General features: G+C 43.9%; 19 protein-coding genes and 1 rRNA gene. 1 reads left to right on the forward strand and 19 read right to left on the reverse strand.

Annotated elements, in window-relative coordinates:
* The 3 genes from IWT5_RS05225 to IWT5_RS05235 all read right to left on the reverse strand — a co-directional run.
* A 16S ribosomal RNA gene (locus tag IWT5_RS05225) occupies positions 1 to 194 on the reverse strand; the annotation flags it as partial.
* A 360-nt stretch (positions 195 to 554) separates the two neighbouring features.
* The gene (locus IWT5_RS05230) at positions 555 to 938 is read right to left on the reverse strand and encodes a CvfD/Ygs/GSP13 family RNA-binding post-transcriptional regulator (RefSeq protein ID WP_089108913.1); all 384 of its coding nucleotides are present in this window, start codon (positions 936 to 938) and stop codon (positions 555 to 557) included.
* 92 nt (positions 939 to 1,030) lie between these two features.
* A complete protein-coding gene (locus IWT5_RS05235; protein WP_089108914.1) occupies positions 1,031 to 1,615 on the reverse strand; it encodes a peptidylprolyl isomerase in 585 nt (194 codons plus the stop codon).
* 263 nt (positions 1,616 to 1,878) lie between these two features.
* Between IWT5_RS05235 and IWT5_RS05240 the strand changes: the two genes are divergently transcribed.
* A complete protein-coding gene (locus tag IWT5_RS05240) occupies positions 1,879 to 2,526 on the forward strand; it encodes a VTT domain-containing protein (protein WP_089108915.1) in 648 nt (215 codons plus the stop codon).
* 48 nt (positions 2,527 to 2,574) lie between these two features.
* On the opposite strand, the gene IWT5_RS05245 is transcribed toward IWT5_RS05240, so the two are convergent.
* From IWT5_RS05245 to IWT5_RS05320, 16 genes are all read right to left on the reverse strand, one after another.
* The gene (locus IWT5_RS05245) at positions 2,575 to 3,210 is read right to left on the reverse strand and encodes a TIGR01906 family membrane protein (RefSeq protein WP_089109128.1); all 636 of its coding nucleotides are present in this window, start codon (positions 3,208 to 3,210) and stop codon (positions 2,575 to 2,577) included.
* Complete coding sequence (locus tag IWT5_RS05250) at positions 3,203 to 3,988, reverse strand: TIGR01457 family HAD-type hydrolase (protein ID WP_089108916.1); 786 nt, start codon at positions 3,986 to 3,988, stop codon at positions 3,203 to 3,205. Before IWT5_RS05250 ends, IWT5_RS05245 begins: the two co-directional genes overlap by 8 nt.
* Before the next feature lie 6 nt (positions 3,989 to 3,994).
* The gene (locus IWT5_RS05255) at positions 3,995 to 4,687 is read right to left on the reverse strand and encodes a YutD-like domain-containing protein (RefSeq protein WP_159459291.1); all 693 of its coding nucleotides are present in this window, start codon (positions 4,685 to 4,687) and stop codon (positions 3,995 to 3,997) included.
* Complete coding sequence (locus IWT5_RS05260; protein ID WP_089109129.1) at positions 4,680 to 6,080, reverse strand: bifunctional metallophosphatase/5'-nucleotidase; 1,401 nt, start codon at positions 6,078 to 6,080, stop codon at positions 4,680 to 4,682. The genes IWT5_RS05255 and IWT5_RS05260 overlap by 8 nt, the downstream gene beginning before the upstream one ends.
* A 19-nt stretch (positions 6,081 to 6,099) precedes the next feature.
* Positions 6,100 to 6,711, reverse strand: coding sequence for a metallophosphoesterase family protein (locus IWT5_RS05265; protein ID WP_225360232.1), 612 nt, complete (start codon positions 6,709 to 6,711; stop codon positions 6,100 to 6,102).
* 204 nt (positions 6,712 to 6,915) lie between these two features.
* Positions 6,916 to 8,289, reverse strand: a complete 1,374-nt coding sequence (locus IWT5_RS05270) for an amino acid permease (RefSeq protein ID WP_089108919.1) — start codon at positions 8,287 to 8,289, stop codon at positions 6,916 to 6,918.
* A gap of 285 nt (positions 8,290 to 8,574) precedes the next feature.
* On the reverse strand, positions 8,575 to 9,765 hold the full coding sequence (locus tag IWT5_RS05275; RefSeq protein WP_089108920.1) for an acetate kinase: 1,191 nt from the start codon (positions 9,763 to 9,765) through the stop codon (positions 8,575 to 8,577).
* A 17-nt stretch (positions 9,766 to 9,782) separates the two neighbouring features.
* Entirely contained in the window at positions 9,783 to 10,805 is a 1,023-nt protein-coding gene (locus IWT5_RS05280) for a class I SAM-dependent methyltransferase (protein WP_369688569.1), read from the reverse strand.
* A 241-nt stretch (positions 10,806 to 11,046) separates the two neighbouring features.
* Positions 11,047 to 11,469 (reverse strand): ComGF family competence protein, encoded by a 423-nt coding sequence (locus IWT5_RS05285; RefSeq protein ID WP_089108921.1) that lies wholly within the window; start codon positions 11,467 to 11,469, stop codon positions 11,047 to 11,049.
* Positions 11,466 to 11,669, reverse strand: coding sequence for a hypothetical protein (locus IWT5_RS05290; protein WP_089108922.1), 204 nt, complete (start codon positions 11,667 to 11,669; stop codon positions 11,466 to 11,468). Before IWT5_RS05290 ends, IWT5_RS05285 begins: the two co-directional genes overlap by 4 nt.
* The gene (locus tag IWT5_RS05295; protein ID WP_089108923.1) at positions 11,647 to 12,093 is read right to left on the reverse strand and encodes a type II secretion system protein; all 447 of its coding nucleotides are present in this window, start codon (positions 12,091 to 12,093) and stop codon (positions 11,647 to 11,649) included. Before IWT5_RS05295 ends, IWT5_RS05290 begins: the two co-directional genes overlap by 23 nt.
* Positions 12,065 to 12,370, reverse strand: coding sequence for a competence type IV pilus major pilin ComGC (gene comGC, locus IWT5_RS05300; RefSeq protein ID WP_089108924.1), 306 nt, complete (start codon positions 12,368 to 12,370; stop codon positions 12,065 to 12,067). Before comGC ends, IWT5_RS05295 begins: the two co-directional genes overlap by 29 nt.
* Positions 12,370 to 13,404, reverse strand: a complete 1,035-nt coding sequence (locus IWT5_RS05305) for a type II secretion system F family protein (RefSeq protein WP_089108925.1) — start codon at positions 13,402 to 13,404, stop codon at positions 12,370 to 12,372. The genes comGC and IWT5_RS05305 overlap by 1 nt, the downstream gene beginning before the upstream one ends.
* Entirely contained in the window at positions 13,346 to 14,317 is a 972-nt protein-coding gene (gene comGA, locus IWT5_RS05310) for a competence type IV pilus ATPase ComGA (RefSeq protein WP_159459292.1), read from the reverse strand. The genes IWT5_RS05305 and comGA overlap by 59 nt, the downstream gene beginning before the upstream one ends.
* Before the next feature lie 98 nt (positions 14,318 to 14,415).
* Positions 14,416 to 15,150, reverse strand: a complete 735-nt coding sequence (locus IWT5_RS05315) for a YebC/PmpR family DNA-binding transcriptional regulator (protein ID WP_089108927.1) — start codon at positions 15,148 to 15,150, stop codon at positions 14,416 to 14,418.
* A gap of 106 nt (positions 15,151 to 15,256) precedes the next feature.
* Positions 15,257 to 16,738 carry a CPBP family intramembrane glutamic endopeptidase gene (locus IWT5_RS05320; RefSeq protein ID WP_089108928.1) on the reverse strand — a complete coding sequence of 494 codons (1,482 nt, stop codon included), beginning with the start codon at positions 16,736 to 16,738 and terminating at the stop codon, positions 15,257 to 15,259.
* Between the last annotated feature and the right edge of the window lie 61 nt (positions 16,739 to 16,799).

Below are 16,799 nucleotides of genomic sequence, written 5' to 3' on the forward strand. Positions count from 1 at the left end.
TACGGTATTAGCACCTGTTTCCAAGTGTTATCCCCTGCTTCTGGGCAGGTTACCCACGTGTTACTCACCAGTTCGCCACTCATCCAATGCTGAAAATCAGTGCAAGCACTTCAATTCATCGGGATGCGTTCGACTTGCATGTATTAGGCACGCCGCCAGCGTTCGTCCTGAGCCAGGATCAAACTCTCAATTTATGATTGTTTGTGACTCATTAATATTACTAGCGAAATTGACTTCGCAAATTACATTTGATATCAGCCGAAACTGATATACCCTGCACATTTGTGAAACAAAACTTTGTTCAGTTTTCAAAGGTCTACTTGTTAACTCGACTTGATTAGTATAACCAAGATAGAAATTAATGTCAACGTTTTTTTGAATCTTTATTCATTTCCGTTAGCATCGAATTCATGAATTAACTGTTAGATGCCAAAGCGACTGAATATTAAATGTCTGAATATAAATTCACGTAATTAATATTGTGTTCTTGACAACAGATAAAATAATACCAGCTATTAACGACACGGTCAAGGACAAATGATAAATTAATCAAATTATTTTGCAACAAACTCTTTTAACGCTTCCTGAGCCCAAGCCTGCCTTCTTTTTTGAATCGGCTTGAAGCCTTCATGAACGTTCCGGCTTGTCCAATAGTGCTTGTGGTGATCTTCATTTTGCGGCGCCATGGGTACCAGTGGCACTTGAGGTTCTTCTAAGCATCTTAATGAAAGAGAAATCTTGCCGGTAAACTCATCGATATCAAGCACAACAACATCAATCTCATCGCCAACAGATAAATAGTCATGGATGTCCTTAACAAAGCCATAATGACATTCTGAAATATGGATGAGTCCCTGAATATCGTTGCCAAGATTGACAAAAGCCCCATAGGGTTGAATACCCGTCACTGTGCCATGAACATGGTCTCCAATACGCATAATTAACACACCTTTCTTCTATATAATAAATAATAAATTTAAAACAAAGAGCTTGAGGCTTAACACACCCCAAGCTCAATCAACAACTCAGTCTAATCCTCAATGGTCACTGATTCGATCATGATATCTTCTAACGGTTTATCGACTTCATCCGTTTTTACCGTAGCCATCTGGTCGACAACATCCATGCCATCAACAACTTGACCAAAAACAGTATGTCTAAAGTCGAGCCATGGTGTGCCACCCTTTTGATAAGCTGTCACAATTTCCTCTGGGAAATGGGCATCCTTCATCTGCTGCGTGAGCTGTTCAGACATATGTTTGTTTTGAACGATAAAGAATTGACTGCCATTGGTGTTCGGGCCGCTATTTGCCATTGAAACAGCTCCGCGAAGATTATAGAGTTCTTTAGAAAATTCATCTTCAAAGGGTTCATCCCAAATACTTGATCCACCCATACCAGTTCCGGTTGGATCGCCACCTTGAATCATAAAATCATTGATCACCCGGTGAAAAATGACTTCATCATAGTAGTTTTTCTTAGCAAGTGTCACAAAGTTTTCAACTGCTTTAGGCGCTTGTTCTGGAAACAACTGAATCGTAACATCACCCATCGACGTATGAATGATTGCCCGGGGGCCTTCAGCCTTATCGGGTTGTAACTGTGGATAGTTCACATTAATAACCTCCAGTTTTCTTTCATTTCTATTATCCATGAAATATGACGAAAAGCAAGTCTCAGACGTTCTCGGCCTCGGCAAACAAGCTAGCGTTGCTATAAAATAGATGCCTTCACAATACCGCCATCACCCTTACCAACCAACTAAGATTGACTATTTAAAGTTACGATTAACTTAAATCGACTTGAAAGTCTTTTACATCCGCTAATTCTCTGATACAATATCAGCAACTTAAACGCTGAAAGGAAACTTACTAAATTATGGGTCAATTAATCGATTTCGTTCTCCACATTGACAGTCACATGGTTAACATTGTTAATACCTTTGGTGGTTGGTCATACGGCATCCTCTTTTTGATTATTTTTATCGAAACAGGCGCCGTTATTTTACCGTTTCTCCCGGGTGACTCTTTATTATTCGCGGCAGCTGCATTAGCTGCTAACCCTGATTACCATCTCAGCATCACCCTATTCACAATGATCTTCTTACTGGCTGCTATCGGTGGTGACTCAATGAACTTCTTCATTGGCCGTCGAGCTGGGATCGCGATTACTCGTCATCCATTCTTTAGTCGGTTTATTAAAGAAGAGAATTTGGCAGCCGCAAGGAAGTTCTTCGAAAAACATGGTAAAATTGCCATTTTCTTAGCGCGCTTTATGCCCATCATTCGAACCTTCGTCCCATTCGTTGCCGCAACTTCAGATTACGAATACAGCTCATTTTTACGGTACAATATCCCAGCCGGGATTGCTTGGGTAGTACTATGCTGCGGTGGCGGTTACTTCTTTGGTAACATTGACTTCGTTAAAGCCCACTTCTCACTGGTCGTTTTAGGCATCATCATCGTCTCAATGATTCCTGCCTTTGTTGGCCTGCTTAAAAGCCGTACTCAAGTCAGTAAAGATTAATGACAAGCAAATAAAAACTCTAGCGGGTTAAATCCTGCTAGAGTTTTTTTATTTATCTAAAAATGTTCGCCTACCGCGCCAGACACCCCACAGCATCATCAGTTCGAATAAACCAAACGCCAAAACGAAACACTGTGAAAAGAAGCTTTCTGGCAAGACCAGGATCACCGGATCAAACCGAGGATCAAATAGCCAATCAGAATTGCGAAATAGGACCTTATGAAAATCAACGAAAAACTGGTTAAAGTTAACCAGCATCAATAATCCTGCCAGTACAGGCACGATCGCTGCAATCTGAAACGGCTGGATAAGCTTCCATAGCCTCTTCTTTTTGGCAAGCGACCGTAAAAAATGGATAGCCGGCCAAATCGTTACAATCAGCACACCGTTATTCAGTAAAAATAGGTGTTTCACGTCAATGAAGTGCTGAAGGCCACTAGGTGAAGTTGGAAAATCCATCATATCCAACCGAGAAATCCATGGTAATTGTAAATAGCCTAATAGCTGAACATAATTTTGCATGATCCGACTGGTAGATAATTGAACAACACTCGATAAATGACCCAGTTTAACGTTCAACCAGTACAGCCAAATACTATTGATAGTCAAAAAGATGACGACCGAAATGATTGCTAAAAAGAGGATCAGCCACTGTAGAAATGTCTTGACTCGCTTTCTAATCATCTTCAAGCGACCAATCATCCAAACTATCGATTTCATACGTTGGCGCGATTTTCTGCTGCGCAACTTGTTCCCGTGTTGAAAGCCCGGTATACACAAGTAACGTGTCCATCCCAAACCGAATACCAGCGGTAATATCAGTTCGATAGTTATCACCAACCATGACAACCTGCGACTTTTCCAAACCAATGCGTTGTAAAGCATTGGCCATAATAATTGTTTCAGGCTTGCCGATATAGATTGGCCGCTGCTGCGTTGTGTAGGCAACCATTTCAACGAGTGAGCCAGCACCAGGCAGCATCCCCCGCTCATTAGGAATATTAGAATCCGGGTTTGTGCCAATGAATTTTGCACCAGCGCGAATCGCCAATGTGGCCACTTCAAATTTATGGTAAGTCACATCTGAATCAAGTCCAACCACCACAAAATCTGGTTGCCGTTCACTTAAGACAAACCCTTTATCCAAGAATGCCTGAATTAAGCCAATTTCACCGATGATATAAACTTTGTTTTGTCCTGGTTTAGCAATTCCTGCCACATAGTCAGCTGTCGCTAAACCGGCAGTATAAACGTTACTTGGTTGAACGTGAATATCGTGGTTTGTCGCTAAATTATCGACCACATCCACTGGTAACTTCGTCGTATTGTTCGTTACAAACAAAAAATCCTTATCAGCAGCCTGTAACCGTTCAACAAACCTTTTGGCAGCAGGGATTCGCCGCTTACCGGCGTATACCGTCCCGTCCAGATCAATAAAGTAGCCCTCATAATGTTTTTGCATCAAACGCTAATCCTCTTTTTCTCGAATTGTAAACTTACGGTGCTGGCTGTGGCCAACCGTTTTAACTGCCCCATGGCGCTGGCTGACCGGTGTCTTCTTAATTGGTTTAACTTTTTCCACCGTGTAAGCCTTTTGCTGCCCGTTACTTGGTCGACTTTGCTGCTTATTTTGGGACCGCCTATTGGTAGCTGTCCGTTCTTGTTTGTGATTACTTGTTGGTGAATTTTTAGGTCGATTGGCAGAATGATGCCGTGCCTGCTGCTTATTAGCAGTCATTTGACTCCGGTTAGGCCGACGTGAATTGTCACGCTGCCTTGGATTTCGCTTGGGCGTGATAATTTTGGCGTCTTCATTGTGCATGACAAAATAAGGGCAGCCGGTATTACATGCTTCATCCAAGTAATCTTGCAGCGCACTAATCTTCAATTCACCCGCGACGTTACGCTTATCATCATAGAAACCGCGTAGCCGTAATTGGTCAAAACCCCAGTCACCGACTAAATAGTCATACCGTGAAAAATACGTGTTGAAACGATCACTTAATTCAACGCGATCAAAAGCATCGTGGTAATTGACCACAAGTTCGTAGGGATGTTCGTTGATTTGATAATGAGTTTCATCTACTGCAACGATAACGCCGCCTGGTTCTCGACTGGCTTTAGCGTCGTCAATCAGCGTTTGCATTGATTTCTTATCCATGTGCATCCTTCTTCCTAATTGGATATCGTTTGGCGAGGTAGTCGCCATACACATTTCTTAAAAGTTTACCATATAAAATTTCATTTTGCCCAACAATCGAAATTGTCGGAAAGAACGGGATAAACAGATAATGATCTGGCATCGCCACCGTGTATGCACGTAACGGTGATAGGGGTTCCCCACGAAATAGGACCGTACCATCATGGTCATTATACTGAATCCCCGAATAATTCAAATCGCCGAAAACTTTACCACGAAAGCCCATCCCTTTGATTGGAAAACGGGTCAAAAACCGCCTGTTCTTCTCCATCTCCTGAATGAGCCGCCACAGATTATCACCGCTTAATGTCACCTTCATCACATGCATGGCATGGGGAAGCATCTGGTGTAGGTGATTCTGCGAAATAATGCCCGCTGGCAAATCTCGCAAAAATAAGCCACCGTTTAAAATCGCAGCATCCGTACCTGCATAATCTTCTAACGCTGCCAGTCCTTCACTGACCAACCGGGAATGCCCCTGCCAATTTTTCTCCATCGCAACGGGCAAATCGGCCACTTTCTGGGCGTCCAAAAGTTCTTCCCCCTGGTCTTCATAGTCTTCAATTTCCTGAAGATCACTGGTTGCCGCCTGAAGATGGCTCGTCTGCACAACAGAGGCTGATGCTTTCATGATTTGATGATCAGTCAGTTCTAGTTGAATCGTCCCCACGTACTGGCCATACTTACCTGCCGCTCCCAACAACGTTTGCTGGTCATATTCGCCATGTGGTAACAAATGGTGCGTGTGGGCACCCAAGATCACGTTAATTTCTGGGAACCGTTTGGCGATTGCCCGGTCAACGTCCAGTCCAAGATGCGACAGTAAAATGGTGCAGTCATACTGACCTTCAAATTGTTTCAACAAATGAGGCAGCATGCGTTCAACCGAGATTGGCTGCCAGCCAAGCAACGGGTACGTTAACGTATACGGTGCCGTTAAACCCAGCACCAATACTCGCGTGCCCGCTTGAGTCGTTATCACTTTACCCGGTAAAGCCCACTTTGGCTGTACTCTTTGGGGCGCATTCAGCAAATTACCCAGGATCACGTCAAAATTAGCGTGGTCATATAGATGACCCAATTGCTCTTTAGAATTACCCAAACCTTCATTGTTACCTATCGTGACACCATCATAGTGAATTTGATTCATTAAGGTGACGTTCGACTGACCATTGGTCGCCTCAGTCAACGGGTGTGCACGATCCATCGCATCACCAATATCAAAGGTCAGCACCTGATTGCCCGCCGCTTTGTAACGTTGCCGTTCCTCAAGTAAATAGCGACGAATCCTTGGCCAATTTTCAAAGTGCGAATGCAGGTCATTGGTATGTAAAATTGTAATTTTCTCGGTCATACCCAGCTCCTCAGCTCTTTTATCTTCGTTTTTGATAGTCATTGTACTTACCCGTTACCATCTCTTCAATCTCCGCCATGGACAGCGGCGCGCCAAAAGGTGGCTTCTGCTGGAGATAATCGGTTTCAGGTGTGTCAACACCCACGTTGATATCTTCTTTAATATTAACCGCATAATGATGAATGTGGCCGTGTAAATTAATGATTTGTTTAACGATGCCCATCATCATTGGGTAGTGCGTCATATAATATTGTCGGTGGTTCACTTTAATAATCGCGCCAACATCGTGAAACTCGAATTTAGGTTTCCCGCCATAAGTATAATTATGCTGTGCTAAGTATTTAAACAGTGCTCGGTTATCGTGATTGCCCTTAATGAGAACGAGATGCCCGTTTAATTGATTCAAGACGTCAAAAATGGCTGCTTGAGCCGCCTTTTCTGGCCGAATAAAATACAGTGCAATATCACCTAAATGATACACAGTATCTTCTGGTGTCACCCGTGCATTCCAGTGGTCAATAATGGTTTGATTCATTTCTTCTACCGATTTAAATGGTCGAGGCGCAAAATCGGAATTTCCGAGCAGGTCTTTATGAAAAAAATGTGTATCTGCGGTGAAATACAGTTGCACGCTTACCCCTTCTTTGATTAAATAATTAAACCCATTTGAAAACATTACCCCTTTAGTTTACCATGTTCCACCGCTGATAGGAAAGGAAGCCTGCTGATAGGCTAGCTGGTGAACTAAAAATAAAAAATCACGCCTTCTCCCAAATAATTTTGGGAAAAGGCGTGATTTTTATAGCGACTATCGTGCCGCAGTCCGAACTTTTACTTATTTGTCAGTTTCCACTCGGTCAACACCCGTTTTGAACAACCAAAGGCCAGACAGCCAGATAATCGACCCAATCAGTGCGACCATAGTCTCGAATTTAAACAACAGAATCACACAGACCATCATGAGAAAAATGAGCACAAAATAGTCTGAGTACGGTGCAAAGGGCATTTTGAACGTTACTTGATCTTCAATCTCAACAACTGTCTCCCGTTTATATTTGATGTGGGCTAAAATAATTGAGCCCCAAATAAATAAGAAACACGTGGTAGCCACACTTGAGATTAAGGTAAACACTTTCCCCGGAATAAAGAAGTTCAATAAAACAACGATTGCAATGATTAAAGCGGAAAACAACAGTGCATTGACCGGTACTTGAGCCCGTGATAATTTGCTAAATCGTTTTGAAAGTTTCGACTGACCGCCATACGAAAGTGAAAACAGCATCCGGCCAGTGGTAAACAGCGCGCTATTACAAGCTGAGGCTGCCGCTGTCAGCACCACAAAATTAATGATGGCAGCTGCCGACTTAATCCCAATTGCTGAGAAAACCTCTACGAAAGGGCTTTGATTTGGCGAGATATAATGCCAAGGGTAGATACACATTAAAGCCATTAAAGAGCCGAGATAAAAGAGGATCACCCGCATTGGAATTTCATTGATGGCTTTGGGAATAATCACTTTGGGGTCATCCGTTTCTGAAGCCGTCATCCCCACCATTTCAATCCCAATGAAACCAAATAAAACCATTTGGAAAGACAAGAAGAAACCTTTTGCTCCATGAGCAAAAAAGTGGCCATCTGCTAAGTTCATCACAGAAGCATGACCCACTGGTGTCTTAAACTGGATCACCACCAGCACGACACCAATCGCAATTAAAGCAATAATCGCAGCAACTTTCACAATGGCAAACCAAAATTCAGTTTCACCGAAAGCCTGCACCGTGATGGCATTGATCAAGACCAAAATCAACAGGATGGTCACCCCAGTGACCCACTGTGGCAACTGGGGGAACCAAAACTTCATGTAAAGACCAGCTGCTGTTAAGTCAGCCATCGCAATGCTCAACCAGCAAACCCAGTACGTCCACCCCGCAATAAAGCTCCAACGATCACCAAGATACTTTTTTATAAAATCAATATAAGAATGTGCACTCAAATCAGACAGTAATAACTCGCCAAGTGCCCGCATCAATAAAAAGCACGCGACACCCGCAATCAAATAGGCAAGTAAAATCGAAGGACCCGTTAAATGAATCGATTGCCCAGCACCTAAAAACAAGCCGGTACCAATCGTGCCACCTAAAGCAATCATTTGAACATGTCGGTTTTTTAACCCATGAGACTGTTTTTTAGTGGTTGCTGCTTTTGCCATAATACGCTTCACTCCTTCATGAGTGTCCATTATACACGTGAAAAACGTGGGTTTTGAAGGAGACCGTCTTTTAAACGGGAAATCCGAATTGACAGCTGTCGCTTATGCGCGGTATTACCGTCATTATTGCATTAATGATGTTTGTTCACCTTTAAGTGAAGGATCTGCACGTTTATTCATTACGGTTGAAGAAAATAAAACAGCTTGCAGTCTCATAGCTTGGTATTTTACAAAAAAAGACCTGATTCATTAAGAACCAGGCCCCATTTATATTTGAATATTTAATTATTTAGTTAAGCGCTCAACGTCACGCACGATCATTAATTCTTCGTCCGTAGGGATCAGCAACGTTTTGACCGTTGCATCCGCCGTTGACAAATCACGTTCAACACCGCGAATGTGATTCTTTTCAGGGTCAACTGCAATGCCGAAGTAGCTTAATTTATCTGCAACTTCTTGACGGATTGGAATATCGTTTTCACCGACACCGGCTGTAAAGACAATAGCATCAACACCGTTCATTTCAGCGATGTATTGACCAATGTAGCGAACGATCCGATTGATGTACATATCACGGGCAAGGTGGGCCTTGTCGTTGTTATCTTGAACCTTTTCAAGATCACGCATGTCAGCTGAGTATTCTGAAACACCCAGTAACCCAGACTTCTTGTTCAAGATATTGATCATATCGTTAGGATCTTTAATGTTTAACTTCTCCATTAAGAACGTTACCAATGAAACGTCAATATCACCTGAACGGGTTGCCATCATGATACCAGCCAGCGGCGTGAAGCCCATCGAGGTATCAAACGACTTGCCATTCTTAACGGCCGTGATTGAAGCACCAGCACCAATATGCAAAGTAATCAGCTTCAAGTCTTCTAGGGGCTTACCAAGCATGGCAGCTGCCCGGCTAGCAACGTAGCGGTGACTAGTTCCGTGGGCACCATACTTACGAGCACCGTACTTTTCATAGTATTCATAAGGAATCGCATACATGTAGTTGGTCTTTGGCATCGTTGTATGGAATGAAGTATCAAAAACCGCCACGTTAGGAACATCAGGTAAAATCTTTCTGAATGCCCGAATACCCATGGCTTCAGATGGATTATGCAATGGTGCATATTCAGCTAAATCTTCAATCTTCTTTAAGACGTCATCGTCAACTAGGACTGAATCAGTAAAGAATTCACCACCGGCAACAACTCGGTGACCAACACCCGTAATTTCGTTGTAATTAGCAATGATCTTTAAATCAATCAACTTATCAAGCATCAAGTTAATGGCTTCTTCGTGGTTATCAACGTCTTGAACGTTTTCAAACTTTTGACCATCGCCGTACTTAATTGTGACAATCGAATCTTTAAGACCGATTCGTTCAATCACACCACTGGTGATGACCTTTTCTGAAGGTACTTCGAATAATTTAAACTTTAATGTTGAGCTTCCTGCATTGACGGCTAGTGTTTTTCCCATGTCATAATCTCCTTATGTTAACGCTTTAGTAAATCATTAAGTTCCCAGTCGACTATTTCGGCAATGAACTTCGAAAATGCGGTCTGATCTTTAAACGACGGAAATTCGCCAATCATGACCTTATCAGCTTGACTGACACCTTCACCGTGACGTTGCAGCAACAAAATGGACTTCGCTGCTTGCTTCGCGGTAAACAGATCCTTTGGCAAGGCCAGCAAGCCTTGTAAATAAGCTGTATCTTGGAGCCAGGAAAGTAATCCCTTAGATTCTGGTGTTGAAAATAACTGACTTGGAACCAAAAAGACACCGTAACCACCCGGTTTTACATAGCGCATTGCTTGCTCCAGCAATAAATGATGAACGTAAGAATGGCCAGACTGAGCATGTGTCTTAAATGCTTTCGCCTTTTCATCGAGTGGATAATAACCAATCGGCAGATCAGAAACAACCAAATCAGCTTCTGGAATCTGCAGTTCACCTAACGCATCTTGGTGCATCAACGTCACTGAAGCCTGCTGCAAGGTGGTACTGATATCAGCCACCGAAAGCAATGACTCGTCATTGTCGATCCCAATTGCAGCAACGTTTTCATGCGTTGCATCTTTCAATTGGTTCATAATCGTGGTCAATAAATTGGCTGTCCCAACCGCTGGGTCAAGGATCGTCAGCTGATTCAACTTTTCAACTAAGCGAATGACTAAGTAACCCATGACCATCCCAATACTATCGGGTGTCATTTGGTGATTGCTTTGAATATCATCCTCGCGCATTGCTTTCAGCATTGCCAACTGAATGCCCTGACGCACCGTTTCCGGGTTCAGCCGATGACGGTCAACTGAATCGTAGAGCCCTCGAAGCTGCTGAACAACCTTGTCATCTGGTCGACCATCTTCTACCTGGACGTGTCCATCGATCAGATTATCACCGGACTCAATAAAGGCGTCTAAATACGACGTTGAGAGTGCCTCTTTAAGCAACTCACTTGATTCATCGAGAACCTTAAAGAACGCCTCTGTTTCTTTAATAGCCAGAATTGTCAACCTCCTGTCCTATTGGTTTCTCCACACAATTTATAGTTTACAAATATTCGACTGTTAATTCAAGCGAACATGGGAAATTTAACGCCTTGTGACCTATTTAGACCGTAAACTTTGCTCATAGTGCTGAATCAAAATATCATAAGATTCTATCTGATGCTGATAGCCCGCTAACTGCAAGAGTAAAATACCGCTCAAAAGGATTAAAAAAAGTAACGCCAGTATGGTGACAAAGCCTTGCCGATCATTCATGCTCTTCTCCAATCGCAGTTACGGCCGAAAAGCGCTGTAATTTAGTCGTTGCCTCAATTTTTAAATGCCCGTGATCCACCGAAAAGTTGTGGGCAGAAACACCCGTCAAAAGTGGCATATAGCCGCCCTTATCCGTTGTTAAAATAAGGTTGCCCTTTTTAGCTTTTAATAAATAAGTTCGCTCTTTATCGGTATGCGGCTTAAGCTGGGCTTTTTGACTGGTAATTTTCTCCAAGGAAAACCGGTAGTCCTCCCCCTCAAGTTCTCCCAGCATATGGTACCAAGCTAATTGTTCCTCATACTTTTGCTGGGAATGAACGGTTATCATTTGCATGCCAAATTGCAGGGTCAATAGTGCTAGTGCAGTAACTGCCAAAGCAATCAGCGTTTCAATTAGCGTAAAACCCGCTCTCATTTTTTCACCTGCTCATGCAGTTTTATCTGAGTTTCAACTTGATGACGTAAGTACTGAACGCGTTCTTGGCGCTGCTTTAGCTGCGTTTCCATCGAGGTTTGCGCCTGAGTATAGAGGATCAGTCCAGCACTGATCAAGATTAGGCCCATTAAGGCATCACTCAGGACAAAGCCCGCTTTAAGCTGCTTGACGATCAACATGGTAGACCCCCCATCCCATTTGGATAACTAAGTGATAGACTCGCCGATCAATATCCGACTTAAATGTCACAGTACGTGGTGACGTCGTTGCATCCGGGCGAATGGTTAATTTTGCAGTTTCTTCGGGATGCAGGCTCCGGGGGATCGTCAACGATCGGGTAACCCGTGCCGTTTGAAAGACGATCGGTGACCCTTCTTTGATGAGAATTTCGGTTTGGTGGCCATGGTATTGTGCTTCATAAAGCCCCTGCTTCCAATAGCCATCAAAACTGTCCCAAAATGCCCGTTCTGTTTGTAGCGACGATCTTGAAAAACGCTGACCGCCAACCATGATCAGCACCAAAATACTACTGACGATCAGCAACGTGATCAGCATCTCAATCATTGTAAATCCGTCACGAACCGGCCTTAACTTCATCACCATTGATTTTGATTCCTTCCTTAGCAGCAATTTTGACCTGCTTATCCGTCAAATAGCCTGCCTTTTGCAGTTCACTTAAACTGGCAGTCTTTTTCTCCGTTGCATCCAAATACGTATCTAGCTGAGTCTGCACAACGGTAGTCATGGCACCGGTATGTACCGTATTTGCCCGATTTTTCTGATGGCTAATGTTGGGAACAATAATCAGGATAAGTAACCCGATAATAAAGAGTACAATCGTCATTTCAATTAAAGTAAAAGCTTCCCTTTTCCGTTTCATTACAATCCTCCAATGGTGTGGTACATGGGTAAAAACAGGCTGGCATAAGCACCAATGATCACGCCGCCAATCAAAACAAACGATAACGGCTGAATCCAAGTCATCATCACTTCTAACCGATTGGTCAGCCGCTGGTAATAGAGCTCTGTCAGTGCCGTTAACTCCTTGATTAATTCCCCTTGGGGTTTACCACTTTGAAAAAGCAGCTGCAATTCACTGGGTAAAAAATGAAACTGGGCCAATACTTGCGGCAAGGGTTGCCCAGCTGCCAGCGCTGTTTCTAATTTGCCACCTAATTGATATAAAAGCGTCGTTGTTTTAGCCTTTCGCAGCGTTAGCAAAATTTCTTTAAATCCCAGTCCACCCTGAAACATGATGGTCAAGGTTACCAAAAAGTAATACCCATAGTAGCCCTTCACAATTGGACCAATAATTGGCAGCTGAGCAGTTTGTTCCACCCGCTTTAAAATCGGTTGCTGCCTAATTCCCTGATAGGCACAAAAAACGATTAATATGACTGGCAGAACCACTGCGTACCACCAGCCGTTCAACGAATGTGATTCAGTTGTCGCTGCAAGGGTCTCAATTTGCGGTAGGATCATCAGTTTCATCCCCGCAACAATCACGACCAAAATAACGCCTAAGATTAATGGATACTGCAACAGACGTTTAATTTTTTGGTGCCGTTGATGCGCCGTCTGAAGTAGTCGGCTAACCTGCCCCAGACTTTGTACGAGTTGTCCGTGTTCCTCTGCCAAGCGCAGCTGTAAGCCAATCTGATCGTCCACAAAGGGCTCAAATGTTTGACTAACCGTATACCCAGCATGCAGCTGGTCATTGATCCGGCACAAGTCCGCTTTTTGCGGTTTATATAATACCTCGCAAAACCGAATGGCGTGCCGAACGGAAAAACCGACCCGTAACAAGTCACTGATCGTTTGAAAAAGTTTGGCCTGTGTACTGATTGGCCAAGGTTTATCCGGCTTTAAATCGCTGGAAGTCCGCTGCGGAAATCTGCTGGTTATCTCTGGCATGTTTTAAATTCTCCTCCCACCGTGGTGTCATTGCATTTGTCTGCCGCCAATTTTTAACGGGACCACCTGCTAAATCAAGTAACGCACTTAGTTCACCATCATTAGTCGGTATCAGCCGTTGATAAGCCACTCCAACAACCGCCTGATCAATAGCTGCCGGGTCGATACCTAGTTGCGTCAACCGAAGCAGCGTTCCCTTTGCCGTCTGAGCATGAATGCTGCTCAGTACTAAATGACCACTTAAAGCAGCGTCAACAGCAGCTTTAGCTGTTTCGTGGTCCCGAATCTCACCGATGATCAAAACTTCTGGTCGGTGCCGCAACGCAACTTTGATCAGTGCTTGATAACTCATGTCAGCCGCCGGATTGACCTGTAACTGCAAAAAGTCCGGCGCAACAATTTCCGTTGGATCTTCAACCGAAAGAACGGAAAGCGACTGGCTCAGTTTATGAGCTAAGTGGTAAATGGTGCTGGTTTTACCCGATCCAGTTGGTCCAGCAAACATAATGAGCCCACGTCGTAAACTCCATTCATCTAATTGCTTTAGCTGTTCTGGCAGCAAAAAAGTGAGCCGTTTTTCTTCAAGTGGTAACAACAGCCGAATTACAATGGATTCTTGATTAATGAAATTACCCACGCTAGATAACCTCAAATGAACGGTTTGATCATTTAACTTTAACGTCAACGCCCCTAATTGCGGCCGTCTGGTTTCGGTAATGGCCATGTTTGCCCGATACTTCAGGTGTGCAATCAGTTGCTGACCCTCACTCATTGTTAATTCTCTAACCAGTGTGAGCCCATCACCGTGGTGTTCAAACACCTTGTACCGGTTACCAACGGGTTGAATATAAAGATCTGAACTGCCCGAAGCAACCGCAGCACTCAACAAGGCTTGCCCTAGTTTTTCTATCATATCGTCCCTCCTGTGCCTAACTACGTTGAGCATGCAACAGCAGTTTGAGACAATAAAAAAGCCGCTCCCTCAAAAAGGGAACGGCTCTTTCAGTTTGATTATTCAACGTTTTCAGGCATCGTTGCTGCTTCATAAACATCTGAAACATCATCGTTTTCTTCAAGTTCATCAATCAAACCTTGGTATTGAGAAACTTTGTCTTCGGGAACTTCGGTAGTGTTCTCTGGGAACATCCGAACTTCTGCAGTATCCAAGTTGTACTTTTCCTGCAATGCATCACGAACTGCAGTCAAGTTCGATGGATCTGAGAAGATTTCAAATTGATCATCGCTGGTCTTCATGTCATCAGCACCAGCGTCAAGTGCATCCATCAAAACCGTATCTTCATCGGCATCTAAGCCATCACGTAAGATAACGATGTAGCCCTTACGATCAAACATATAAGAAACTGAACCAGCAGCACCTAAAGATCCACCATGATGCGTAAAGGCGGAACGAACAGCAGCAGCAGTCCGGTTCTTGTTATCGGTCAAAGCGGCCACCATGATAGCAGTCCCACCAGGACCGTAGCCTTCATAGGTGATCTCTTCGAACTTGGCGCCACCAATACCAGAGGCCTTATCAATAGCGCGTTGAACGTTATCCTTAGGCATGTTAGCAGCACGAGCCTTATCCATCACCAATCGAAGTTGAGGGTTGTTTGCTGGATCAGGATCACCTGCTTTAGCGGCTTGATATAAGTCACGTGAGATTTTTTGGAAGATTTTTCCACGCTTAGCATCTTGGGCGTTTTTACGCCCTTGAATGTTATGCCATTTTGAATGTCCTGACATTTCACGACTCCTCTTTTCTTAATTATATTCGTTTACACAGACCTTATTATAATATCACGCAGTGAATTTCAATACAACCTGTCAGCAATGAAACCGGTAAATAAATCTAACCTCGCTGAACGATTGCTAAAATGAACATTGCAATGACGGCAATGACCTGAATCACATCAAATAAAAAGTGCGCCAGAATTGCCTGCCAAATATTCCGTGAAAAATAGTAGATTAAACCAAACAGTGCACCTACGCACATATATGGTATCATTTGAATCAGCTGGCCGTTAAAATTATTCCAATGGACCAAGCCAAACGCAACTGACGAAACAACCAGCATCAGCCATGTTAAAATGCCACGCCCGCGCCACTGATAAAACAGTGCGTGCCGGAAAACGATCTCTTCTGCAAAGGGGGCCATTAAAGTTGTTAGACTGGCAACTAAAGCCATTCCTGCCGATTGGATGCTCATCACCGAAACCGGACTGGCACCTGCCACCCCAATCGCTTTTAGGCCCTGCCGAACTACCGCTAATAAAACGTAGGCCGCAATCACGCCACCAAGGCCGATGAGCAGCCCGCTGCCTAAATGCCGCCTGAAACGGTGCCAATGATCAGTTAAAACATCGTGATACAAGTAAATTGCTATACAAAGGCCGACGAAAAAAATCAAATCGACCAAGACAATTCGCAGCCAGTGATTTGTCGTTGTCTTTGCCACCAAAGCGCCCAGCCCCAGTTCGACTAACGGAATGAGAACTGCAATCACGGTTTTTACCATTGAAACCGGCTGGCGTTGAATCGCTGGCCGTCCCAGAGATTGCTGGCGTTCAAAATTAACTTCAGCAACCCGGCGAGTTGAGATTTTAACTGCGTAGCGTTTCGTTTTAAGCACCCAGTACCCCAGTGCCCCAAAAATCACCGCGTAGCTTAAACTGGTCCAAATGCTCATTCCTGCAGTGTTGCTCAATGTGCCAAAGGCCAGTGCATCAAAGGCGTCAATGGCGCCATGAGCTAAGATTGGCAACCAAAGACTAGCTGTCACCAAATAAATTGCCGCAAAGAAGAAGCCTAACCCAACGGCCTCAAGCATTTGAACCAACGTCATCGCCAAACTGCCACCCGACGCATTCACAAGATGAACGAGGCTAAACATTAAGCCACTTATAAAAGCAGTCATGAAAGGTCCAACATGGTATCGCTGGCGTAATCCGCTAACTAATACACCACGAAAGACATACTCTTCGAATAGTCCCACGAAAAGACCAAGAATTACAGCAGTGAGTACCTGCCCCACCGCTAAATTAAACTTGGGCTTCAACGTTGCATCCCCAAGCCAAACGATGACCACCGGCAGCACTAACAGCCATTGCTGCCAATCAGGATGCTGCCACCAGCTCACCTTCGCCTTCGGGTACCAGCGGTTTAGCCCCCACCAGCAGCCAAATGCCAATAATTCAGCCGTGATTTGAGCCCCCGTTTTAGAAATCACCGGTACCACGGCAGAACCTAGGTGACCAATAATAGAAGTCAGTGTGATAATCACCACCGTCATCACCAGCGATTCCACCGATAATAATACTGCTCCTCGTTTCATAAGCAATCCTCCAAAATTCTTCAAAAATAAACAGGCTCTACACCATCTTCCATACAGAAGA

Source organism: Secundilactobacillus mixtipabuli (assembly GCF_002217925.1).
In the GTDB taxonomy this organism is placed as follows: domain Bacteria; phylum Bacillota; class Bacilli; order Lactobacillales; family Lactobacillaceae; genus Secundilactobacillus; species Secundilactobacillus mixtipabuli.